At 43.2% G+C, this 18,451-nt stretch carries 18 protein-coding genes, 1 pseudogene and 1 riboswitch; of the genes and pseudogenes, 13 read left to right on the forward strand and 6 right to left on the reverse strand.

Going from position 1 to position 18,451, the window contains the following annotated elements; all coding sequences use genetic code 11:
- Positions 1-268: 268 nt before the first annotated feature.
- From V7K49_RS03575 to V7K49_RS03590, 4 genes are all read left to right on the forward strand, one after another.
- Entirely contained in the window at positions 269-1,276 is a 1,008-nt protein-coding gene (locus V7K49_RS03575; protein WP_335204544.1) for a YihY/virulence factor BrkB family protein, read from the forward strand.
- Positions 1,277-1,435: 159 nt separating this feature from the next.
- The gene (locus V7K49_RS03580; protein ID WP_335204545.1) at positions 1,436-1,939 is read left to right on the forward strand and encodes a DUF421 domain-containing protein; all 504 of its coding nucleotides are present in this window, start codon (positions 1,436-1,438) and stop codon (positions 1,937-1,939) included.
- A gap of 94 nt (positions 1,940-2,033) precedes the next feature.
- A complete protein-coding gene (purB, locus tag V7K49_RS03585; RefSeq protein WP_335074367.1) occupies positions 2,034-3,329 on the forward strand; it encodes an adenylosuccinate lyase in 1,296 nt (431 codons plus the stop codon).
- A gap of 947 nt (positions 3,330-4,276) precedes the next feature.
- Complete coding sequence (locus tag V7K49_RS03590) at positions 4,277-4,849, forward strand: DUF4126 domain-containing protein (RefSeq protein WP_334874977.1); 573 nt, start codon at positions 4,277-4,279, stop codon at positions 4,847-4,849.
- A 75-nt stretch (positions 4,850-4,924) separates the two neighbouring features.
- Here the strand turns inward: V7K49_RS03590 and hemH are convergent, their stop codons facing one another.
- Positions 4,925-6,091, reverse strand: a complete 1,167-nt coding sequence (gene hemH / locus V7K49_RS03595; RefSeq protein ID WP_334726054.1) for a ferrochelatase — start codon at positions 6,089-6,091, stop codon at positions 4,925-4,927.
- Between the two features lie 96 nt (positions 6,092-6,187).
- Here hemH and V7K49_RS03600 point away from each other — a divergent pair, with 96 nt between their 5' ends.
- The 4 genes from V7K49_RS03600 (at position 6,188) to V7K49_RS03615 (ending at position 9,414) form a co-directional block, all read left to right on the forward strand.
- On the forward strand, positions 6,188-6,811 hold the full coding sequence (locus V7K49_RS03600; protein WP_335204546.1) for a class I SAM-dependent methyltransferase: 624 nt from the start codon (positions 6,188-6,190) through the stop codon (positions 6,809-6,811).
- A 558-nt stretch (positions 6,812-7,369) separates the two neighbouring features.
- Positions 7,370-7,888 (forward strand): hypothetical protein, encoded by a 519-nt coding sequence (locus tag V7K49_RS03605; protein ID WP_335204547.1) that lies wholly within the window; start codon positions 7,370-7,372, stop codon positions 7,886-7,888.
- Positions 7,889-7,891: 3 nt separating this feature from the next.
- A complete protein-coding gene (locus V7K49_RS03610) occupies positions 7,892-8,407 on the forward strand; it encodes a DUF29 family protein (protein WP_335204548.1) in 516 nt (171 codons plus the stop codon).
- Positions 8,408-8,583: 176 nt separating this feature from the next.
- Complete coding sequence (locus V7K49_RS03615; protein ID WP_334875073.1) at positions 8,584-9,414, forward strand: dienelactone hydrolase family protein; 831 nt, start codon at positions 8,584-8,586, stop codon at positions 9,412-9,414.
- A 68-nt stretch (positions 9,415-9,482) separates the two neighbouring features.
- Here V7K49_RS03615 and V7K49_RS03620 read toward each other — a convergent pair whose 3' ends face one another.
- A complete protein-coding gene (locus V7K49_RS03620) occupies positions 9,483-12,599 on the reverse strand; it encodes an MFS transporter (RefSeq protein ID WP_335204549.1) in 3,117 nt (1,038 codons plus the stop codon).
- 506 nt (positions 12,600-13,105) lie between these two features.
- On the opposite strand from V7K49_RS03620, the pseudogene V7K49_RS03625 reads away from it, so the two are divergent.
- The 4 genes and pseudogenes from V7K49_RS03625 (at position 13,106) to V7K49_RS34505 (ending at position 14,009) form a co-directional block, all read left to right on the forward strand.
- A pseudogene (locus V7K49_RS03625) lies at positions 13,106-13,284 on the forward strand (high light inducible protein).
- Between the two features lie 45 nt (positions 13,285-13,329).
- Entirely contained in the window at positions 13,330-13,542 is a 213-nt protein-coding gene (locus tag V7K49_RS03630; protein ID WP_334874964.1) for a high light inducible protein, read from the forward strand.
- A 45-nt stretch (positions 13,543-13,587) separates the two neighbouring features.
- On the forward strand, positions 13,588-13,800 hold the full coding sequence (locus tag V7K49_RS03635) for a high light inducible protein (RefSeq protein ID WP_273763292.1): 213 nt from the start codon (positions 13,588-13,590) through the stop codon (positions 13,798-13,800).
- 56 nt (positions 13,801-13,856) lie between these two features.
- Entirely contained in the window at positions 13,857-14,009 is a 153-nt protein-coding gene (locus tag V7K49_RS34505; RefSeq protein ID WP_442948634.1) for a hypothetical protein, read from the forward strand.
- A gap of 92 nt (positions 14,010-14,101) precedes the next feature.
- On the opposite strand, the gene V7K49_RS03645 is transcribed toward V7K49_RS34505, so the two are convergent.
- Positions 14,102-14,722 (reverse strand): universal stress protein, encoded by a 621-nt coding sequence (locus V7K49_RS03645; RefSeq protein WP_335204562.1) that lies wholly within the window; start codon positions 14,720-14,722, stop codon positions 14,102-14,104.
- 47 nt (positions 14,723-14,769) lie between these two features.
- Between V7K49_RS03645 and V7K49_RS03650 the strand changes: the two genes are divergently transcribed.
- Positions 14,770-14,979: a hypothetical protein gene (locus V7K49_RS03650; RefSeq protein ID WP_335204550.1), complete on the forward strand. Its 210-nt coding sequence runs from the start codon at positions 14,770-14,772 to the stop codon at positions 14,977-14,979.
- A riboswitch (cyclic di-AMP (ydaO/yuaA leader) is annotated at positions 14,946-15,081 on the reverse strand. It overlaps the preceding gene by 34 nt.
- A 17-nt stretch (positions 15,082-15,098) precedes the next feature.
- Here the strand turns inward: V7K49_RS03650 and V7K49_RS03655 are convergent.
- The 3 genes from V7K49_RS03655 to ntrB form a co-directional block, all read right to left on the reverse strand.
- Entirely contained in the window at positions 15,099-15,935 is an 837-nt protein-coding gene (locus tag V7K49_RS03655) for an ABC transporter ATP-binding protein (RefSeq protein WP_335204563.1), read from the reverse strand.
- 53 nt (positions 15,936-15,988) lie between these two features.
- Positions 15,989-17,431 (reverse strand): ABC transporter substrate-binding protein, encoded by a 1,443-nt coding sequence (locus V7K49_RS03660; RefSeq protein ID WP_335204551.1) that lies wholly within the window; start codon positions 17,429-17,431, stop codon positions 15,989-15,991.
- Positions 17,432-17,528: 97 nt separating this feature from the next.
- Entirely contained in the window at positions 17,529-18,380 is an 852-nt protein-coding gene (ntrB, locus tag V7K49_RS03665) for a nitrate ABC transporter permease (protein WP_335204552.1), read from the reverse strand.
- Between the last annotated feature and the right edge of the window lie 71 nt (positions 18,381-18,451).

Raw genomic sequence — 18,451 nt, forward strand, 5'->3', positions numbered from 1 at the left:
CACTTCAAAAGCACTCTTACTAATTGACTAATCAATCAAGCAATTATGCGATCGCTTTCACTGTATTTTATATACTAAAGCGATCGCACTACCTATTGTCTATCAAAAAGAAAATTATTTATAGATATTGCTGTCAAGGAAATTATCGACTCTACTAAATTCCTCCTCCAGGACGCTGCACAAACTCCCTTGGGTGGATGTCGTTACTTAAGAAATAAGTATCCAATATATCAGGAAGTAAGCGACATTCCCTAAGGAGACTGATTGGATGAATTTACAGGCGATTTGGAAGTTATTACAAGAGACATTCAAAGAATGGAGTGAGGATAAAGCTTCACGGTTAGCGGCAGCGTTAGCTTACTACACAATTTTTTCCATTGCACCGTTGTTAATTATTGTAATTGCGATCGCAGGGGTAGTATTTGGAGAAGAGGCAGCAAGGGGTCAAATTGTTGCACAAATTCAAGGTTTAGTCGGTAAAGATGGGGCACAATTTATCCAAACAGCTATTCAGAATGCTAACAAACCACAAACAGGAGCGATTGCTTCCATTATTAGTGTTGTAGTTCTGCTAGTGGGTGCTACTGGTTTATTTACCGAGTTGCAAGATTCCCTCAACACGATTTGGGAAGTCAAACCGAAACCCGGACGCGGCGTAAATAACATGATTCGCCTACGCTTTTTGTCCTTTGCAATGGTGATCGGGATTGGCTTTCTACTTTTAGTTTCTCTGGTAATTAGTTCGGGGTTAGCAGCATTAGTAAAATACTTTGGCAACATCCTACCCGGTATTGATTTCCTCTGGCGAATAGTTAACTTTGTTTTATCTTTTTCGATCACTACAGCACTATTTGGGTTAATTTTCAAAGTTCTGCCAGATGTCAAAATTACTTGGAATGATGTTTTTATTGGATCTGTTATTACCTCATTTTTGTTCTCTATCGGTAGGTTTTTATTAGGACAATATCTAGGTAATGGTAGTTTTGGTTCTACCTACGGTGCTGCCGGTTCACTGGTAGTGCTTTTAGCTTGGGTTAACTATGCCGCACAGATTCTTTTCTTCGGTGCAGAGTTTACCCAAGTTTATGCCAGAAGGTACGGAAGCGGTATAGTCCCAACAAAGGATGCCATACCTCTGTCTGATAACACCAAAGATAATGGCACGAATCCAACGGGGCGAGCGTCCACTAATAAAAAGCCATCTTCTAACTTGATTAATCGCTTATTCCAGTCTTTTAATAAGCCCAAACGCTCAAAAAATAGAAGAAAAGATTAGCGATTTTAATCTCTGAATACTGGGATTTTATATTTAAAAATCTGATAGATATTAAAGGATTTAACCTCTAATAAAAGTCAGCTTTATGAAATAAGACCACAGATAAATAAGCTTATACTGGATTTTTTCCAGAAATCTATTGAGAAAGGAAGAAAATCAGTGCTAAGGGAAAAATGGTTTTTTATCAATTGGCAGTCAATCTTTGTTCCTAGCATTAGCGTCTTGGAGTTGATTATCCGTGGTTCGCTGGTATATTTAGCGCTATTTTCAGTCCTACGTTTTCTTCCTAGCCGACAACTTGGAACACTAGGAATAAGTGATTTACTAGTAGTTGTGCTATTTGCTGAAGCTGCCCAAAATGCTATGGCAAGTAATTATACATCGATTACTGAGGGCGCGATTCTGGTAGGAACTGTGATTTTTTGGAGCTATTTGCTGAACTGGTTAGGCTACAAAATACCCCAGTTCCAACGTTTTATGAATCAGCCACCGCTGCTACTGGTAAAAAATGGTCGGATGATTCAGCGTCATTTGCAACGAGAGTTAATTACAGACGATGAGTTGATGAGCAAGTTACGTCAGCAAGGTGTGGAATTTTTAGCAGATGTGAAGTTTGCATATATGGAGGCTGACGGTAGGATTAGTATCATCACCTTTGATTAAAAAACTCGTTCTGTCCCTGAGGAAAAAGTAGCACTAAAAAGTGATCTACATTAATTAGACTGTAAAATATGACGGTTGTATTCTGTGCCGAACTGTGATTGAGCGCTATACTTTGCCCGAAATGGCTAATCTGTGGAGTGAAGCCTATAAGCTAAAAACTTGGCTGCAAGTCGAAATTGCTGTTTGTGAGGCTCAAGCTGAACTGGGTTACATTCCATCTCAGGCGGTTGAGGAAATTAAAGCCAAGGCAGATTTTGACCTGAAGCGGGTGCTGGAAATTGAGGCTGTAGTCCGCCACGATGTCATCGCTTTCTTGACAAATGTCAATGAATATGTAGGTGATGCCGGACGCTATATTCATTTGGGTTTAACCAGTTCGGATGTTTTGGATACAGCTTTAGCACTGCAATTGGTTGCCAGCCTGGATATATTATTGCAACGTCTGGAAGATTTGATTCAGGTAATTCGCCAAAAAGCACAAGAACATCGTCATACAGTGATGGCTGGTCGATCGCATGGTATCCACGCTGAACCGATTACTTTTGGTTTCAAGCTAGCTGGCTGGTTAGCAGAGGTGTTGCGACACCAAGAACGCCTGAGAATTCTTCACCAAACTATTGCCGTGGGTAAGATTTCTGGTGCAGTAGGAACCTATGCTAACGTTGAACCCCGTATAGAAGCGATCGCTTGCCAAAAACTCGGACTCAAACCCGATACGGCCTCAACACAAGTTATTTCCCGCGATCGCCACGCCGACTATGTGCAACAATTAGCTTTGGTAGCGGCATCCATCGAACGTTTTGCTGTAGAAATTCGCAATCTGCAAAAAACAGACGTTCTGGAAGTTGAAGAATTCTTCGCCAAAGGTCAAAAAGGTTCCTCAGCAATGCCACACAAGCGCAATCCTATCCGTTCGGAACGGCTAACGGGAATGGCACGACTCGTCAGAAGTCATGCAGGTGCAGCCTTGGAAAACGTCGCTCTCTGGCATGAAAGGGATATTTCCCACAGTTCTGTAGAACGGGTAATTTTGCCAGACGCTTGTACTTTGACGCATTTTATGTTGATAGAAATAACCGACTTGGTAAAAAACCTATTGGTCTATCCTGAAAACATGGAACGAAATCTCAACTCCTATGGCGGCGTTGTGTTCAGCCAAAAAGTGCTACTTGCCTTGATAGACAAGGGAAGCAGCCGTGAAGAGGCTTATGCGATCGTTCAAGAAAACGCTCATGCTGCTTGGAATAAGCCAGAAGGCAATTTTCACGACTTAATTAGCAAAGACTCTCGTGTTACCCAAAAGTTGTCCCCAGCAGAAATTGAGGTGAGTTTTGACCCCCAACAGCATCTCCTGCATTTAGAAGAGGTTTACCAAAGGTTGGGTATTTAGCTTTAGGGACATTCCAGTTAAAAAAACATCCCATCGTAGGGGCGCAAGGCCTTGCGCCCCTAAAAATGTACAAATAATTTTGGATAATTTATTTTTTGTCAGTCCCTTAATTGGTAATTGGCATGGGTTCATAGGGTATTACGAATTGGTAAAACTCCTATTTACTTGAAATTGGTGCTAAAAAACCGCACGCCAGTCGCCTCAATGCAGGCAAAATACACACAGCCTTGGCTCATCTAGATGAGACTTTACCCGCATAGCATTTGGCTTATGCAGAGCAATACGCGGGTTACAAAGCGATTAATTAGACTTGCTGATGAGTCTTTGATACTCGCGGACGAGTCTTTGATATTCGCCGATGAGTCTTTGATACTCGCGGACGAGTCTTTGATATTCGCCGATGAGTCTTTTATACTCGCTGATGAGTCTTTGATACTCGCTGATGAGTCCTTGATACTCGCTGATGAGTCTTTAATACTCGTAAATGGAGCTTTTGTATGGAATACAGCGAATTTTAATTTGATAAAGTCCACAACTTATATCATGTCTGGATAGATACGCTTAGTTATGGCAGACGCAAAGAGAAGTCTGAGCGGCGGTTTCTACCCAGCAGAACTTCACTATTGGAGATGCTGCGCGTAGCTTGCTTCTCCGTAGGGGTACGGAGGACGTGGGGACACACAGATACGGAAAGTTTTATTATGGGTAATCAAATGGACTTCCAATTGATTTATTAGGACTTACGCTTGAGCAACTAAAAATCAAGTACTTAAGCTGGACATTGGTCATGCACAGGGCATGGAAAATTAACCAATGCCCAATGCCCAACCTTAACGAATAAATGTATTGCGTAAGTCCGACAAATTTTCGTTCAGTGCTGGAATTATTACCAGCAGTGGGTAGTATAAACAACAAATACTTGCTCACCTAGCACCCTGAGTGCCCTAATGATTGAAATCCTAGCCACACTTTCAGCCTCTGCGGCAGCAGGAATGAGAATAGGTATACCTTTGTTAATTATTGGACTGTTGCAGGGTAGTAACTTATGGTCACAAGTTCCAATTTTATCTCACATTTCTCCACCAATCTTATTAGGCTGCCTCAGCTGTTGGTCCTTAGTTGAATTATTAGCCTCAAAAAAGCTATGGGGGCAAAGATTGCTACAACTAGTTGAGTTATTTATGTCCCCCCTCGTGGGAGCAATTATGGGGTTAGGAGTAGCTTCTGCGACAGCAACGCCAAACTGGCTGATTGCCTTAATTGGGGGTTTGTTAGCTTTAGTACTCCAGCTAGTTCAAGTTGGTTGGTTCTATCGGTTACGTGGCTTACCTTTGTGGGCAGTCTTTCTTCAAGATACCTTGTGTGTAGCTCTAGTACTTTTTGCCTTTGGTGCTCCCTGGCAAGGAGGATTAATTGCTTTAATACTGCTCTGGTTTGCAGTTCGTAGCGCGAAGCAGTGGTATGACTGGTATCACAAGGGCATAGGGCATAGGGCATCGCGGACTAAAAGAGAAGTCTGAAGTATCAGGCTTCCTTAGATCACAACTTCGGGGGGACAAGGGAAGAGTTTTCCAATGCCCCATGCCCAATGCCTTTTACTGCAAAAGCCCAATCATATGCAAGAACCCGTGACCGGTAATCAGCTCGATGATTAAGGCAATGAAGCCCAGCATAGCAATCCGACCATTCCAGACTTCAGCGCTAGTAGTCAGACCCCATTCCCAACGCTCTTGGGGGTACATTTTCACCCTTTTTTTCATTTGGGCAGCTTGCGAAAGCTTGAAACTGGGGTTTTTCAGCGCATCAATCACCAGGTCTGCAAGTGCATTAATAAACACTGGATGGGTATTGGGAGCAGGAACGCGACGGAAGTTGTGAATTCCTGATTCTTCTGCTACTTCCCGATACTCAATATCAATTTCTTGCAGTGTCTCGATGTGTTCTGAGACAAAACTGATCGGCACGACAACCAAATCCTTTACACCTTGTGCGCCTAGTTCTTTGAGGGCATCTTCAGTATAGGGTTGGAGCCATTCTACTGGACCGACGCGACTTTGGTAAGCTAAGGTGTGGACATTGGGCCGATTGAGGGTCTGCATCATCAGGGCAGTACATTCCTCAATTTCTTGCTGGTAAGGATCGCCAGCCTCCTCAACGTAGCTTTTAGGAACGCCGTGAGCACTGAAGAATATATGAACGTCGTCTGGATTAGGAAACTGATCGAGTTCTTGGGCTATAAGTTCCGCCATTGCTTGGAGGTAGCCTGGTTGTTTGTACCAGGAAGGAATGACGGTATAATCAATGTGTTGAAGCTTTGGGTCTTCTTGCCAAAGCTTTTCTAAAAGTCGGAAGCTAGAACCACTGGTGCTGATAGAAAACTGGGGATATAGTGGTAAGATTACCAGGTGTTCTATATTATCTTGGGTAAGCTGTGCGATCGCCTCTTCTGTATAGGGATGCCAATAACGCATTCCCACGTAGATATTGGCTTCTTGCCCCAAATAACCCAACTGTTCTTTTAAAGCTTCCCCTTGCGCTTCTGTAATTCGCCGCAGTGGGGAACCACCACCGATTTGCTTATAATTTTCTTGAGAGGTTTTGAGTCGCCGCGAGGCAATAAACCAGGCTAGGGGCTTTTGCAACCAGCGAAATGGTAGGCGAATAATTTCCGGATCTGAAAATAGGTTGTACAAAAACGGCCCGACATCCTCTAGCTTATCAGGACCACCGAGATTGAGTAATAAGACGCCTACACGACCCATAGCAGTTACTTTCCCCCAATCTTTTCAGGTTTTTTACTAATGTTAACAATATATATCTTTATTAAATAATAAAGCTTAATAGCAAGGAAATATGCAATGGCAACAATTTTAAGGGATTGGAGTTACCGCTATCAGTGGCTGTATGATAGTATCTCTCGTTTAGCAGCCTTAAGTGTAGGTGGTGAAGCCCGTTTTCGGCAGCTTGCTTTGCAAGGCTTAACAATTCACTCAGAAACTCAGGTCTTAGATTTATGTTGCGGCAGTGGTCAAACGACGCAATTTTTGGTAAGATTTTCACAAAATGTAACAGGATTGGACGCCTCACCCAAGTCTTTGCAACGGGCGCGGCAAAATGTACCTGAAGCTTCCTATGTCGAAGCTTTTGCCGAAAAGATGCCATTTGCAGATAATCTGTTTGATGTGGTGCATACCAGCGTTGCATTACATGAGATGCAGCCTCAGCAATTGCGAAAAATTATTAGTGAAGTTTATCGGGTGCTGAAATCAGGAGGGGTGTTTACGCTGGTGGATTTTCATGCTCCTACGAATCCGATATTTTGGCCTGGGGTGTCAGTGTTTTTGCTGTTGTTTGAGACGGAAACAGCTTGGGAATTGTTGAAAACTGATTTGGCTAAGTTGTTAACAGAGAGTGGGTTTGAACCGAGTGAGCAAACTTTATATTCTGGTGGTAGTTTGCAAGTGATACAGGCAAAGAAGTGAAAGATACGCTTTAGTTATATCTTGCGCCTGCCCAATATTCCGCCAATAAATAAATTTCTTCTCCTATAGCGCAAGTCTACTCAAGTTGACTACAACCTTTACCCAGTCTTCTCTAGAAAACTTGAGCTATAAGTAAGTCGGCGAGAAAAATTCAATGTATATGAAGAAATATATTGTTGAAGTAGGGTGTGTTACGCCGTAGGCTAACGCACCTTGAATCGTTGATGGTGCGGCGCTTGGCGACAACACACCCTACATTTAAATTTCTTAACATAGCTTGAAATATTAGCACCGACTTACTTAAGCCTCAGAATGAATTTTGAGGCGGTTTTGGAGACTAGTACCGCAAGGCGGAAGTCAAAAGTCAAAAGTCAAAAGTCAAAAGTATTATGGCATAAGCTCTTTAGGGCTTTTCAATGGTCTGCTTATTTACGCCGTGCTGTACTAGTGCAAGTTCAGAGTTTATTAATGGCAGGGGTTAAGATATCTACCTGAGCAATGAAACAGGGGTAATTGTTATATTCAAATTAGGATAATGAAACTTTGAGGTTAATAAAAATGACACAGGAATTAATAGACCTCAGAACTTGTATTCAGGAAGGACGTTACGCAGATGCCTTGGTAATTGTTGATCAATTAGAGGGGATGAGTAAACAAGCTATTCTGCGGAATATCCAAGCTTATTTAAAGATTCTGCTGATTCATTTGATTAAGAACCAAGTAGAGCAGCGATTAACAAATTCTTGGGTTGCTTCTATTCGGAATTCACTTATAGAAATTAAGAAACTCAATCTCAAAGACAATAAAAAATCCTATTATATCAATTTAAACGAATGGGATACTTATATTGAAGATGAAATAGAAGTAGCAGTGCCTGATGCCAGTGTGGAAGTTTTGAATGGAATGTACAATGAATTCCAACTTACTGAAATAGTAGATAGAAATCAGATTATTCAGACTGCTTTAAAGTTTTTGGCGCTAACTTATTCTTATTCAGTTAAGGAATTACCCGCAGTTGTGGCTGAAACTTTAACTCAGCTAATCGGTGGAGAAGATTGGAAAGCAGGTAGGCGGTAAAAAATGACCCAAGAACTAATAGACCTCAAAAATAGTATTTTGGAAGGACGTTATGCAGATGCCTTGGCAATTGTTGATGAATTAGAAGGCATGAGTAAACAAGCTATCCTGCGGAATATCCAAGCTTATTTAAGGATTCTGCTGATTCATTTGATTAAAAACCAAGTAGAACAACGATTAACTGGTTCATGGGCAAATTCTATTCGTAATTCCATCAGAGAAATTAAAAAACTGAATATCAAAGATAATAAAACATCTTACTATATTAATTTAGATGAATGGGAAAATTTGATAGAAGAGGAAGTTATTGAAGATGCGATCGCTGATGCTAGTGAGGAAGTGATGAGTGGGAAATATAGTCAGTTTCAACTGGCTGAAATGGTGGATATAAACCAGCTAATTCAGACTGCTTTGAAGTTTTTGGTGCTAACTTATTCCTATTCACCTAAGCAGTTACCCACAATTGTGGCTGAAAATTTAACTCAGTTAGCTGGTGGAGAAGACTGGATAAATCGGTAAAAATAAGGCGATCGCTATTTGTATACAAGCAAAGCAATAAAATGAACTACAGAGAACGAAGAGGTAGCAAACAAAGTCAATATCACGGTAAAGTGATTGCTATAACCGTAGTATTTACATTATAGTACTGTACGGATAACCAACAATAAAGTTTTCGCCAATTCAAGGTAGAGATGATGAAAGAAATAACACGCCGCAAATTTATCGCGACTGCCACCGTGGCGACGGGTTTTGCCTTGGCTGTACAACCCATTTCTGCCGAAGTCATCACCACTGATGCCAAGGGGTTGGTAGCTGGTGCAGTGAAAATTCCTGTTAAAGATGGGGAAATTCCTGCCTATAGAGCAGTACCTGCCACTGGTGACAATTTCCCCATTGTCCTAGTGATCCAAGAAATCTTTGGAGTCCACGAGCATATTCAGGATATCACCCGGCGCTTTGCTCAGTTGGGGTATTTGGCGATCGCACCCGAATTATTCATCCGTCAGGGGGATGTCTCAAAATTAAGCAGCACAGACGAAATTCGCCCAATTGTAGCCAAAGTGCCAGATGCCCAGGTGTTATCGGATCTCGATGCCACGGTAGACTGGGCGGTGAAATCAGCTAAGGGTAATGCCAATAAATTGGCGATTACAGGCTTCTGCTGGGGCGGCCGCATTACCTGGTTGTATGCAGCACACAATCCGAAGCTGAAGGCAGGTGTGGCGTGGTACGGGCGACTCGTGGGAGATGCTACCGAACTTCAGCCCAAATATCCCATTGATATTGCATCAAAACTGACAGTCCCCATTCTCGGACTCTATGGTGGTAAGGATACGGGTATTCCTTTAGATACAGTAGAGCAAATGCGCGATCGCCTCAAGTCCAGCAGTAGCAAATCTGAAATTATCGTCTACCCCGATGCACCCCATGCTTTTTTTGCCGATTATCGCCCCTCTTACCGTGAGAAAGAAGCTAAGGAAGGTTGGAAACGTCTTTTGGCATGGTTTAAAGAGCATGGCGTGTAAGTCTGCAAAATATAAAAAAAGCCTCCCATACCAGGAGGCTCAAAATTTAGCGGAGAAAACTTGTTAAACTACGGCTTTGCAGCGATGGCTCCTCCTAATGCAGAGAAAACTGCGGAGACGGATGCTGTGGCAAATAGCCACCAAGCGGCTGTAGCTGCGGCTTTGCGGGTTTCTTCAGCTTGCCGCTGTGCTTGATGCTTCACCTGTTCTAGGCGGCGTTGTGCTTCTTGCTGTATGCGTTCTGCACGTTGCAATACTGTGTTACGGGCCCGTTCAATTTGGTCGATGATGCCATTGGCATCTTCCTCAGAGATATCCTCACGAGAACTCATAATTGCCACCAGGGTCTCACGATCAAAAGAAGATAGGCGATCGCGTAGGGCATCAAACCCTGCCTGGGGATCATCAAAAACTGTGCGAATATCGCGCTTGATACTATCGTAATTGAGTTCCGGGCGATCCAGAGAGTTAAGATAGTTACGGATGCGGCCGAAAACCCCATCAATTGCATCTTGAATGCCTCGTTGGATGTTCCGCACTTGTTCTACAAATTGATCCCTTACGGACACCATGTTATCGGCAATCCGTGCCGCTTCCTCATCAGAAATATCTTCCCGAATTTTTAGCAGGGCGATGATCGTAGAACGGTCAAAATGGGAAAGGCGATCGCTAAAAGTTTCCACCCCAACTCGTGGATCGTGCAACAATAATTGCAAGTCGCGCTTGATACCTTCTGGATTGAGTTCTTCTTTGCCAGTTTGCCGCAGATACTCTTCCACATTACCTTTGAATGTTTCCATTCTTTGCTGTGTGCGAGTAGCTAGGCGACGAGGCGCACGCACAAAGTTGCGAATCGAAGTTTGTGTAGAATCAATGATTTCATTGACTTGTTCTTCACTTAAGTCTTGGCGTTGACTGAGCAACTTCACCAGTGTATCTCGGTCTACCTGTGACAACCGACGGCGCAGTGCGACGGCTCCCTCCTTGGGATTTTCAAACAATCTGGTCAAATCTCGCTGGATACCTTCTGGATTCAGTTCTTGTTTACCAGTATTCCGCAGATAATCTGCGATCGTGGTGGTAACAGAGTCGTATTGCTCTTTAGCTTTTTCCACAACAGCTTGCGGTGTGTGGCGAATACTATGCCACGACTCCTCAGCAGCATTGATGGCTTGATTAACTTGATCTTCACTCAAATCTTCCCGCTGACTCAACAATTGCACTAAGGTATCGCGGTCAAAGCGAGACAAGCGGGCCCGAATTGAGCTAATTCCAGCTTGAGGATCATCCAGTAGCTTTTTGAACTCCGCGCGGATGGCATCAGGATTAAGTTCTGATTTCCCTGTATTACGCAGATATGATTCTACATTCAACCACAGGGTTTCTGCTTGATATTGTGCCTGTTCTGCTAGTCCTTTGGATTCTACCAAGACGCGATCGCGTTGTTTTTCAAACTCATCCAGAATGCTGTCTACTTCATATAGCTGGACATCATTACGTTGCAGCAATATCTCCCGAATCTCCTGACGTGTAACCAGCGCCAGTCGCAATGTCAGGGTTTCATAATCTGCATCTGGGTCTTGCAACAGTGGTTTAAAATTCTGCTCAATGCCTTCGGCTGTCAAATCTGCTTTCGGGGTAACGAGCAGATAACTTTCCACTGCGCGTTGCAAGTCTTGGACTATCTCTCTTTCTTCAACAGCTGTCACTGTCACCAGCACCTCTTGGCGGACAGCTTCTAGCTGATTTGCAATCCGCTGAATTTGGGCTTGGGTAAGTAGTCCCCGTTGTTGCAGAATATTGACGAAATCGTTGTGGGATAGTCGTTCTACTTCTCTCTTGACTATTCCTGAATCAGCAGCTGGGTCGTAGATGACATCACGAAATTCCTGAGCGATTTTTTCCCGACTCAGTTGCCAAGCATAAGTGTTGTGCAGATAGTTTTCGACATCAGCCCGAATTGGGCTATAGGGTTCTGAAGGTGTTGGTAACCCTAGCTTATCTGCTTGTTGAGTGACTTTATCTTTGGCAGTGGTGAGGCTACGCAAGATTTTTTCCACATCCAAATCAGGCAAATCTGTCCGTCCTAACACAGTGGCGCTTAAGGCAGATAATCCTTGTTGGAGTGTACTTTGAATTAGCCCTGGAGCCGCTTTTTGGTCAGCTTGTTTGGAATCACGCTTTTCTGCTACTAACCGATCCAGCTTGGCGTTGAGTTCATCTGTCTTGCTTTGTCCTGCTGGAACTGATTTCAGATAATCCATTAACTCAGCCAGACCGTCTGGGGTGGGTGATTGCTGACTCACCACTTGCTGCCAAACTTTATACAACGTATCAGCAATGCGGCTAACGTCTTTTTTGGAAAGGTCGGTGCGACTGCTGACTAACTCGATGAACTTTTCGCGGTTGATGTTGCGAATGTCTGAAGTCCCAGCGAGCGCTTTTAATTGCGGATCGTTGAGTAAATTTTCAAAGTCACTCCGAATTTTCGACAAATCTAGCTCTGGGGGACGGAGCTTTTCTAAGTAATCCTCTATGTTCTCCCGGATACTTGTAGGGTCGATGGCGCTCCCTAGTTCCCGACGGATAGCGCTAGCGGCAGCTTCAGCCGTCGCTACAACTTGGTTATTGACAGCTTTTGCGCCCAGTGCGGCGGTGGCTGTCCCCATAATCGCCTGAAACCCAGAAGTTGCCGTATTTACGACTGAGCCAATTAAGGAACCTACGGTGGTGGAACTTACCCAAACCAGGATTAAAAAGTAAGCACCCCAAATTACCAAGCCGAGAATCGCTCCCAATGCTGGGTCTAAAATTACCAGGCTCAATTTCACCGCGAGAAAAGAAGCGATTAATAAGGCGATCGTCACAGTGACTAATGTCCAAATCCCCACTGCGGTGCCGATTTTGCGAATGCTGCCGCCCAAACTTCCGACTTCCCCAGAATCGGAATCCGAGTCAGATGAGTGCCCCAGGTAGGAAATACCAGCTGCAAGGGAGAGATTAGTTAGAACTAATTGGAAAGCAAAGGCTAAAATCACGCCGGAGATTAAAGCCACAAAAAAGCGCGGCCCAGAAGTGAGAACTGATGCCTGTGCTGGCGTGACGTTTGAGGATTCTCCTTGAATCTGTGCTAACCACAATAGTGGTTTGTAGAGTCCCACCATGATTTCCGTACTTTGGAACATTGTATTTCCTTCTACTATGTTTAAATTTGGGGAATTAAGATTTTCTTGAGAAGCAACTCTTAGTATCGATTATGTCTGTACCTATGGCAATACCTAACTCTGTTTAGCTCAGAATCGTAGACTTTAGCTGTTTCAAGCATCTCTCCAAAGGCTGAAAACCGTATCCAGCAAAAGATATAAATTTTATTAGCTAACTGTGAAAATGTTCAATATGAAGTTAAAAAGCTGCCTAATTCTTGACCGCCACTTTTTAATTTTAATTGCTTAATCACAATGATTGATTTTTCTGCAACTATAGTTTAATAAATGAAAAGTTACATTTCTTTACATTTTGATTTTTATCACCCTCTTAGGGTGGATTTATCTACACCAATATGTTATTGATTATGTGCCTGTAGTTTGTGCCTACAGGCAGAAAGCAATTTAGTTATTAAAAGGTACATTAAAGTTAACAAACGAATTGTTAAGGATAATGAAGATGGCAACTTGTTCTTCCAGACAGAGATTTGTCAGTAATTGCAACAGAAGGTAATGGTTGCGATCGCAATTATTTTTTGTTTGGCTGGACACTCAAGCCGAAATCTAGAACTGTCGTTTAGCAATCATTGGCTTCCTTGCCTATTTACTTTGGGATTTAGCCGGTTATAGCGTCCTGCGTGACGTTTTACATCTGATTGGCTACTAGATAGAAATTAAACACCTAAAAAGCTACTAAATTTTGGAGAAACAAATGGCAACTAAAGAAACTCGTCCTTCTACTGATTTACCAGCTGTTGCAACAGAATACAACGGTGTAGATCGCAATGCTTTTCTGTTTGGCTTTACTCCTCAAGCCGAAATTTGGAACGGTCGCTTGGCAGCTATTGGCTTTCTTGCCTATCTACTGTGGGATTTAGCCGGCTATAGCGTCCTGCGTGACGTCTTACATCTGATTGGCTACTAGATAGAAATTAAACACCTAAAAAGCTACTAAATTTTGGAGAAACAAATGGCAACTCAAGAAACTCGGCCTTCTACTGATTTACCACCTGTTGCAGCATCATACAACGGCGTAGATCGCAATGCTTTTCTGTTTGGCTTTACTCCTCAAGCCGAAATTTGGAATGGTCGCTTGGCAGCTATTGGCTTTCTTGCCTATTTACTGTGGGATTTAGCCGGCTATAGCGTCCTGCGCGATGTGCTACACCTCATTCAACATTAGTGAAAACTGAGGAGTTATACCGATTACCTCTGGAGTAGCTCCAGAACAAGGGGATTTTGCCCCTTGTTCGTCTCACTAAGCTTGTTTTGTGCAGTTTCACAAAGAATTGGTATATTCGTCCTTATACCAATTTACCATCTGTTGCTAAAGCTTACAACCGCGTCGATCGTAATGCTTTTCTGTTTGGTTGGACTCCTCCCGAAATTTAATTGGTTACATAGTAGTAAAAAAGCCACCTAGTTATAGGTGACTTATATATTGATTACAACCTGATAAAAATTACTGAAATTCTAAACAGCGATTATTCATCAATACAACTGGGAATACCCAAAACGGCGCAGGGGAAATTAGAACCTAATGCCTCAATCATCGGATGATTAATAGATTGGCAACCGAGAAACAGAATATCGGCAGCTTCTGATTCAACAACTTTCTTAAGTTCTGTGGAAATGCAGCCAAACCGCAAATGAGATTTGAAGGAACCCTGCCATTCTTCAGCCAGACTCCGGGCTTGCCAAAGAATTATATCTGCTTGTTGCACGGGAGTTACTACTGTCTGCAATTGGGGTTGAGTTAATACCAGTGTGACAGACTTTGATACTTCACTGACTTGACACTCTAATGAAGGCTGTTGTATTGGAAAACTCAAGATATTTGGATACTGGCTGCTTTGATTGTCTTCTAGCACATAAACGGCTTCAACTGTAACTTGTGCATTGGTGGCTAAACGCGTTTGATGGGCAATCCAGAAAGCAATATCTAGTGCCGTATGACTGTTAGGAGATGCGTCATAGGCAACAATTAAATTAACTGCTTTTGCTTTTTGAGGGTTTTTAGAAAAAGATTTTTTTGGTTCTGGCAATAGTACCATTTGTTCAATTAAGTCATTTCGACCTGTGGCACTTTGCAGACGTGCTAACATTGGCTTGATTTGCACAGCTTTACTTCTCCCAATGAAATGAATTAACAATGAGAAGCAGGGCGACAAATTTTGGATTTTGGACTTCGGCTCCTTTCGGCTTCCCTCAAGGCAAGTCGCTCAGTCGAACGATTTTGGATTTTAGATTGAGTGACGATAACCAAAATCTCAAATCTGAAATTAGTCAAGGAAACCCCAATAATAACTGTATTACAGCCAAAGTCTTGGGGGTTCCTTCCATTGCCTACGGAGTTAGCTGACGGGCTAAGACTGGAAGGTGTCTCTCGTAAGATTAGCCCCAAACATTGGTTCCTCCGTTCCAAATCCAGCTTTCATGAATTTGAATTAGGCTACCCACTAAAAAAAATGATAATCTAATTTACTCGTCTTGGGCAAAATATCGATCAAGGAAATTTAAGGCGTAGTTGCGGAATTCAAAATATTCTTGTGAGTTTTGCATAGCGGCGCGATCGCGTGGACGCTCAAAAGGAACTTCCAATATCTCCCCTATACTAGCAGCTGGGCCATTGGTCATCAATACGATGCGATCGGACATATAAATTGCTTCATCTACATCGTGGGTAATCATCATCACTGCTTGCCGATTATTTTCCCAAATATCTAATACTTGCCGCTCCAATTTGCCACGAGTTAGTGCATCTAGTGCCCCAAAAGGTTCATCCATCAGCAACATTTTGGGCTGAATTGCTAAAGCTCTGGCAATACCTACTCGTTGTTTCATACCTCCAGAAATTTCATCAGGATATTTGTCAGCCGCCGCCGTCAAGTTTACCATTGCCAAGTGCTGATTTACAATGCTAATTTTTTCAGCCCGATTAGCATTTTTTAACACTTCATCCACGGCTAAACGGATATTTTCTCGTACTGTTAACCAAGGTAACAGCGAATAGTTCTGAAATACCACCATCCTTTCGGCTCCTGGCTGACGAATTTCTTGTCCATCTAGCCGAACTGAGCCGGAAGTGGCTTTTTCTAACCCAGCTACTATCTTCAGCAAAGTTGATTTTCCACAACCTGAGTGACCAATTACAGAAATATATTCATCTTCACCAATCGTCAGATTAACCCCATCTAAAACGACAAAGTTATCTTTATCAGGTGTCGGATAAGACTTGACTAAATTTTCAATTTCTAAAAATCCAGGGCGGGGCAGAACTTCAGTCTGGGTATTAATAGGTAATGAGGTATATTCCATCATCAAATGCTCCGGAAAGAATTTAGTCATCAGTCAATATTTGAACTTGGAATTTAAGACATGAAAAAGTTAGTGGGAGCATTAGCCCTGATGGCAAAACTATTCAGATAACCCACAGGATCGCTGGGGTCGAAGCCTTTCTTATCTATAAATACTTCTGGTGGTTCGACCTTGTAATCATCCTTGGGACATTTGATGCCCATTTCAGATGCTATCTCCCGATATAAATCTGTTCTCCAACCTTGTGCAGCTAGTTTTTCAGCATTTTTGGGAAATTTCTTAATTTGTCCCCACCGCGCTGCTTGTGTCATCAACCAGATACTTCTTGATCTCCACAAAAATGTGGAGTGTTCTCCTGGCTGTTTGGGAAGATTGTCAGGAATATCGAAGAAAATCGTGGTGTCAGCGGCTTTGACGGTGCGGTCTTTGCCATCAAAGCCGCCATAGTTGTAGTTGCCGAGAATTCCCGGACTGGTAAACTTTGCTATTGGGGCATCTTTATTTTTAGGTCTTGCACCTGTAAAGGAACGGTCTGTAATTAGTTCGGCTACTTCTTGGCGGTTTTCTACTTTGCTGCAATACTGGCAAGCTTCAATCATCGCCTTGACTAGTGAACGATAGGTTTTGGGATATTTGTCGATGAAAGATTCCATCACCCCCAACAGTCTATCTGGGTGTCCCAACCAGACTTCTTTGCCTTGCGCGAAGGTAAAGCCGATGTTTTCATTACCTGTTATTGCCCTTGTATTCCAGGGTTCTGCAACCATGTAAGCTTGCATTGCACCAATCCGCACGTTTGTTACCATTTGGGGCGGCGGAACGATGATAACGCGAAACTCTTTTAGCGGATCAACACCAGCGGCGGCAGATATGTAGCGGACAAAGTATTCGTAAATGGCAGAACTTAGAACAACTGCCCAAACTTTGCGTTCTGGCGGCTGCTGGTCAAAGTAGCCGCGGAAATCGCGCCCAAAGGCTTCCAAAGCACCATCACCATATTTTTGTTGATACTCGTACCACGGACGCAGCCCAAAATCCCACATGGCTTTGTTCATGGTCATGGCGTTACCGTGGCGGTGAATGGTCATGGCTGCACACAAGGGGGCGTGGCGTGCGCCTTCAGCACCAATTCTGGCGTTGGTGACTGCACCAGATACTACGGGTGAAGCATCTAGGCAACCAAAAATTAGACCGTCACGGGAGGTGGCCCAACTGGCTTCGCGGTTGAGTGTGACGTTCAAACCATATTTGCGGAAGAAGCCTTTTTTCCAGGCGATCGCAAATGGCGCACAATCATTAACGGGAACGTAACCAACCGTGATCTCGGATTTTTCTAGGTCTTGTGATCTAACTACAGGCTGTACAGCTAAGGCTTCTTCAGTTAGTCCTTTGGCGGATCTATCTCCTGAAATTCCACAGGAGGACAGCGCTACTCCCGTTGTGGTTGCTCCTATTCCTTTCATAAAGTCTCGTCGAGTCCAGTTATTATCACCCATTCTTGTAGCTCCATTGGTGATTAATTTGGTTGTAAGATAGGCTAACGCCAAGGCGCAAAGTTAAAGCGTCTTAGCATTTTGATCCGAAAAAATTTAATCAGTTAGAAGCTGTAGGGCGGCGAGTTACTAATTCTTGGATTTTGCCCACAGCGTAATCTAGAATTAACCCAGTTAAGCCAATTATCAACACAGCTAAAAAGACTGAACTCAGGTTTAAGCGACTCCATTCATCCCAGACAAAAAAGCCGATACCAATACCGCCTGTAAGCATTTCCACCGCTACGATTACTAGCCAAGCTATCCCTAAACTAATTCGTAAACCTGTAAAAATATACGGCAAACTTGCAGGCCAGATGATTTTTGTAATTCGTCGCCAACGGGGCATTTCTAGCACTCGTGCCACATCTAAATAATCTTTGGGAACGCTAGAAACTCCTAAGGCGGTATTAATAATTGTCGGCCATAAGGAGGTAATAAAGATGACAAAAATGGCGGAAGGATCTGCTAAATTGAAAATAGCTAAGGCGATGGGCAGCCAAGCTAGGGGCGATACGGGTTTAAAAATTTGAATGAGCGGATTGAGTGCTAGCATTGCCGGTCTGGACATGCCAATTAGAAACGCCAGAGGAATCGCTACTACCGCACCTAACAAAAAGCCTAATAATACCCGGCGCAGACTTGCGATCAACAACCAACCAATTCCCAAGTTGCCGGGGCCTCTTTGGTAGAAGGGATTTAAGATGTAGTCTAGATTAGCAACTAGCGCTTCTGGTGGGGTGGGCATCAATTCATGGTTGGCAAGTGCAACAATCCACCACAGCACAATTATTCCCAACAAGCCCAATACAGGTAGAAAGAAGACATCTTTAAGGATGACAGGTTTTGCCTTTTTCCAAGCAGCTTGCCCTGCGATCGCTGCGATCGCAGCCAAATTCAGTTGAAATATCATTTACGACCTCAACAGATTTAAGTGCAGGTACAAAAAATCCGAGCAGTACCAGCCTTGGACACCGATGAGAT

The sequence above is a fragment of the Nostoc sp. genome (genome assembly GCF_036919675.1).
In the GTDB taxonomy this organism is placed as follows: domain Bacteria; phylum Cyanobacteriota; class Cyanobacteriia; order Cyanobacteriales; family Nostocaceae; genus Nostoc.

Coding starts and splice junctions, on each gene's coding strand:
- V7K49_RS03635 (WP_273763292.1), top strand. CDS start 13,588: ATGGCAACTCAAGAAACTCGGCCTTCTACTGATTTACCACCTGTTGCA.
- V7K49_RS03605 (WP_335204547.1), top strand. CDS start 7,370: ATGACACAGGAATTAATAGACCTCAGAACTTGTATTCAGGAAGGACGT.
- V7K49_RS03645 (WP_335204562.1), bottom strand. CDS start 14,722: ATGTTAGCACGTCTGCAAAGTGCCACAGGTCGAAATGACTTAATTGAA.
- V7K49_RS03600 (WP_335204546.1), top strand. CDS start 6,188: ATGGCAACAATTTTAAGGGATTGGAGTTACCGCTATCAGTGGCTGTAT.
- ntrB (WP_335204552.1), bottom strand. CDS start 18,380: ATGATATTTCAACTGAATTTGGCTGCGATCGCAGCGATCGCAGGGCAA.
- V7K49_RS03615 (WP_334875073.1), top strand. CDS start 8,584: ATGAAAGAAATAACACGCCGCAAATTTATCGCGACTGCCACCGTGGCG.
- hemH (WP_334726054.1), bottom strand. CDS start 6,091: ATGGGTCGTGTAGGCGTCTTATTACTCAATCTCGGTGGTCCTGATAAG.
- V7K49_RS03610 (WP_335204548.1), top strand. CDS start 7,892: ATGACCCAAGAACTAATAGACCTCAAAAATAGTATTTTGGAAGGACGT.
- V7K49_RS03655 (WP_335204563.1), bottom strand. CDS start 15,935: ATGGAATATACCTCATTACCTATTAATACCCAGACTGAAGTTCTGCCC.
- V7K49_RS03650 (WP_335204550.1), top strand. CDS start 14,770: ATGAGAAGCAGGGCGACAAATTTTGGATTTTGGACTTCGGCTCCTTTC.
- V7K49_RS03590 (WP_334874977.1), top strand. CDS start 4,277: ATGATTGAAATCCTAGCCACACTTTCAGCCTCTGCGGCAGCAGGAATG.
- V7K49_RS03660 (WP_335204551.1), bottom strand. CDS start 17,431: ATGGGTGATAATAACTGGACTCGACGAGACTTTATGAAAGGAATAGGA.
- V7K49_RS03620 (WP_335204549.1), bottom strand. CDS start 12,599: ATGTTCCAAAGTACGGAAATCATGGTGGGACTCTACAAACCACTATTG.
- V7K49_RS03575 (WP_335204544.1), top strand. CDS start 269: ATGAATTTACAGGCGATTTGGAAGTTATTACAAGAGACATTCAAAGAA.
- V7K49_RS03630 (WP_334874964.1), top strand. CDS start 13,330: ATGGCAACTAAAGAAACTCGTCCTTCTACTGATTTACCAGCTGTTGCA.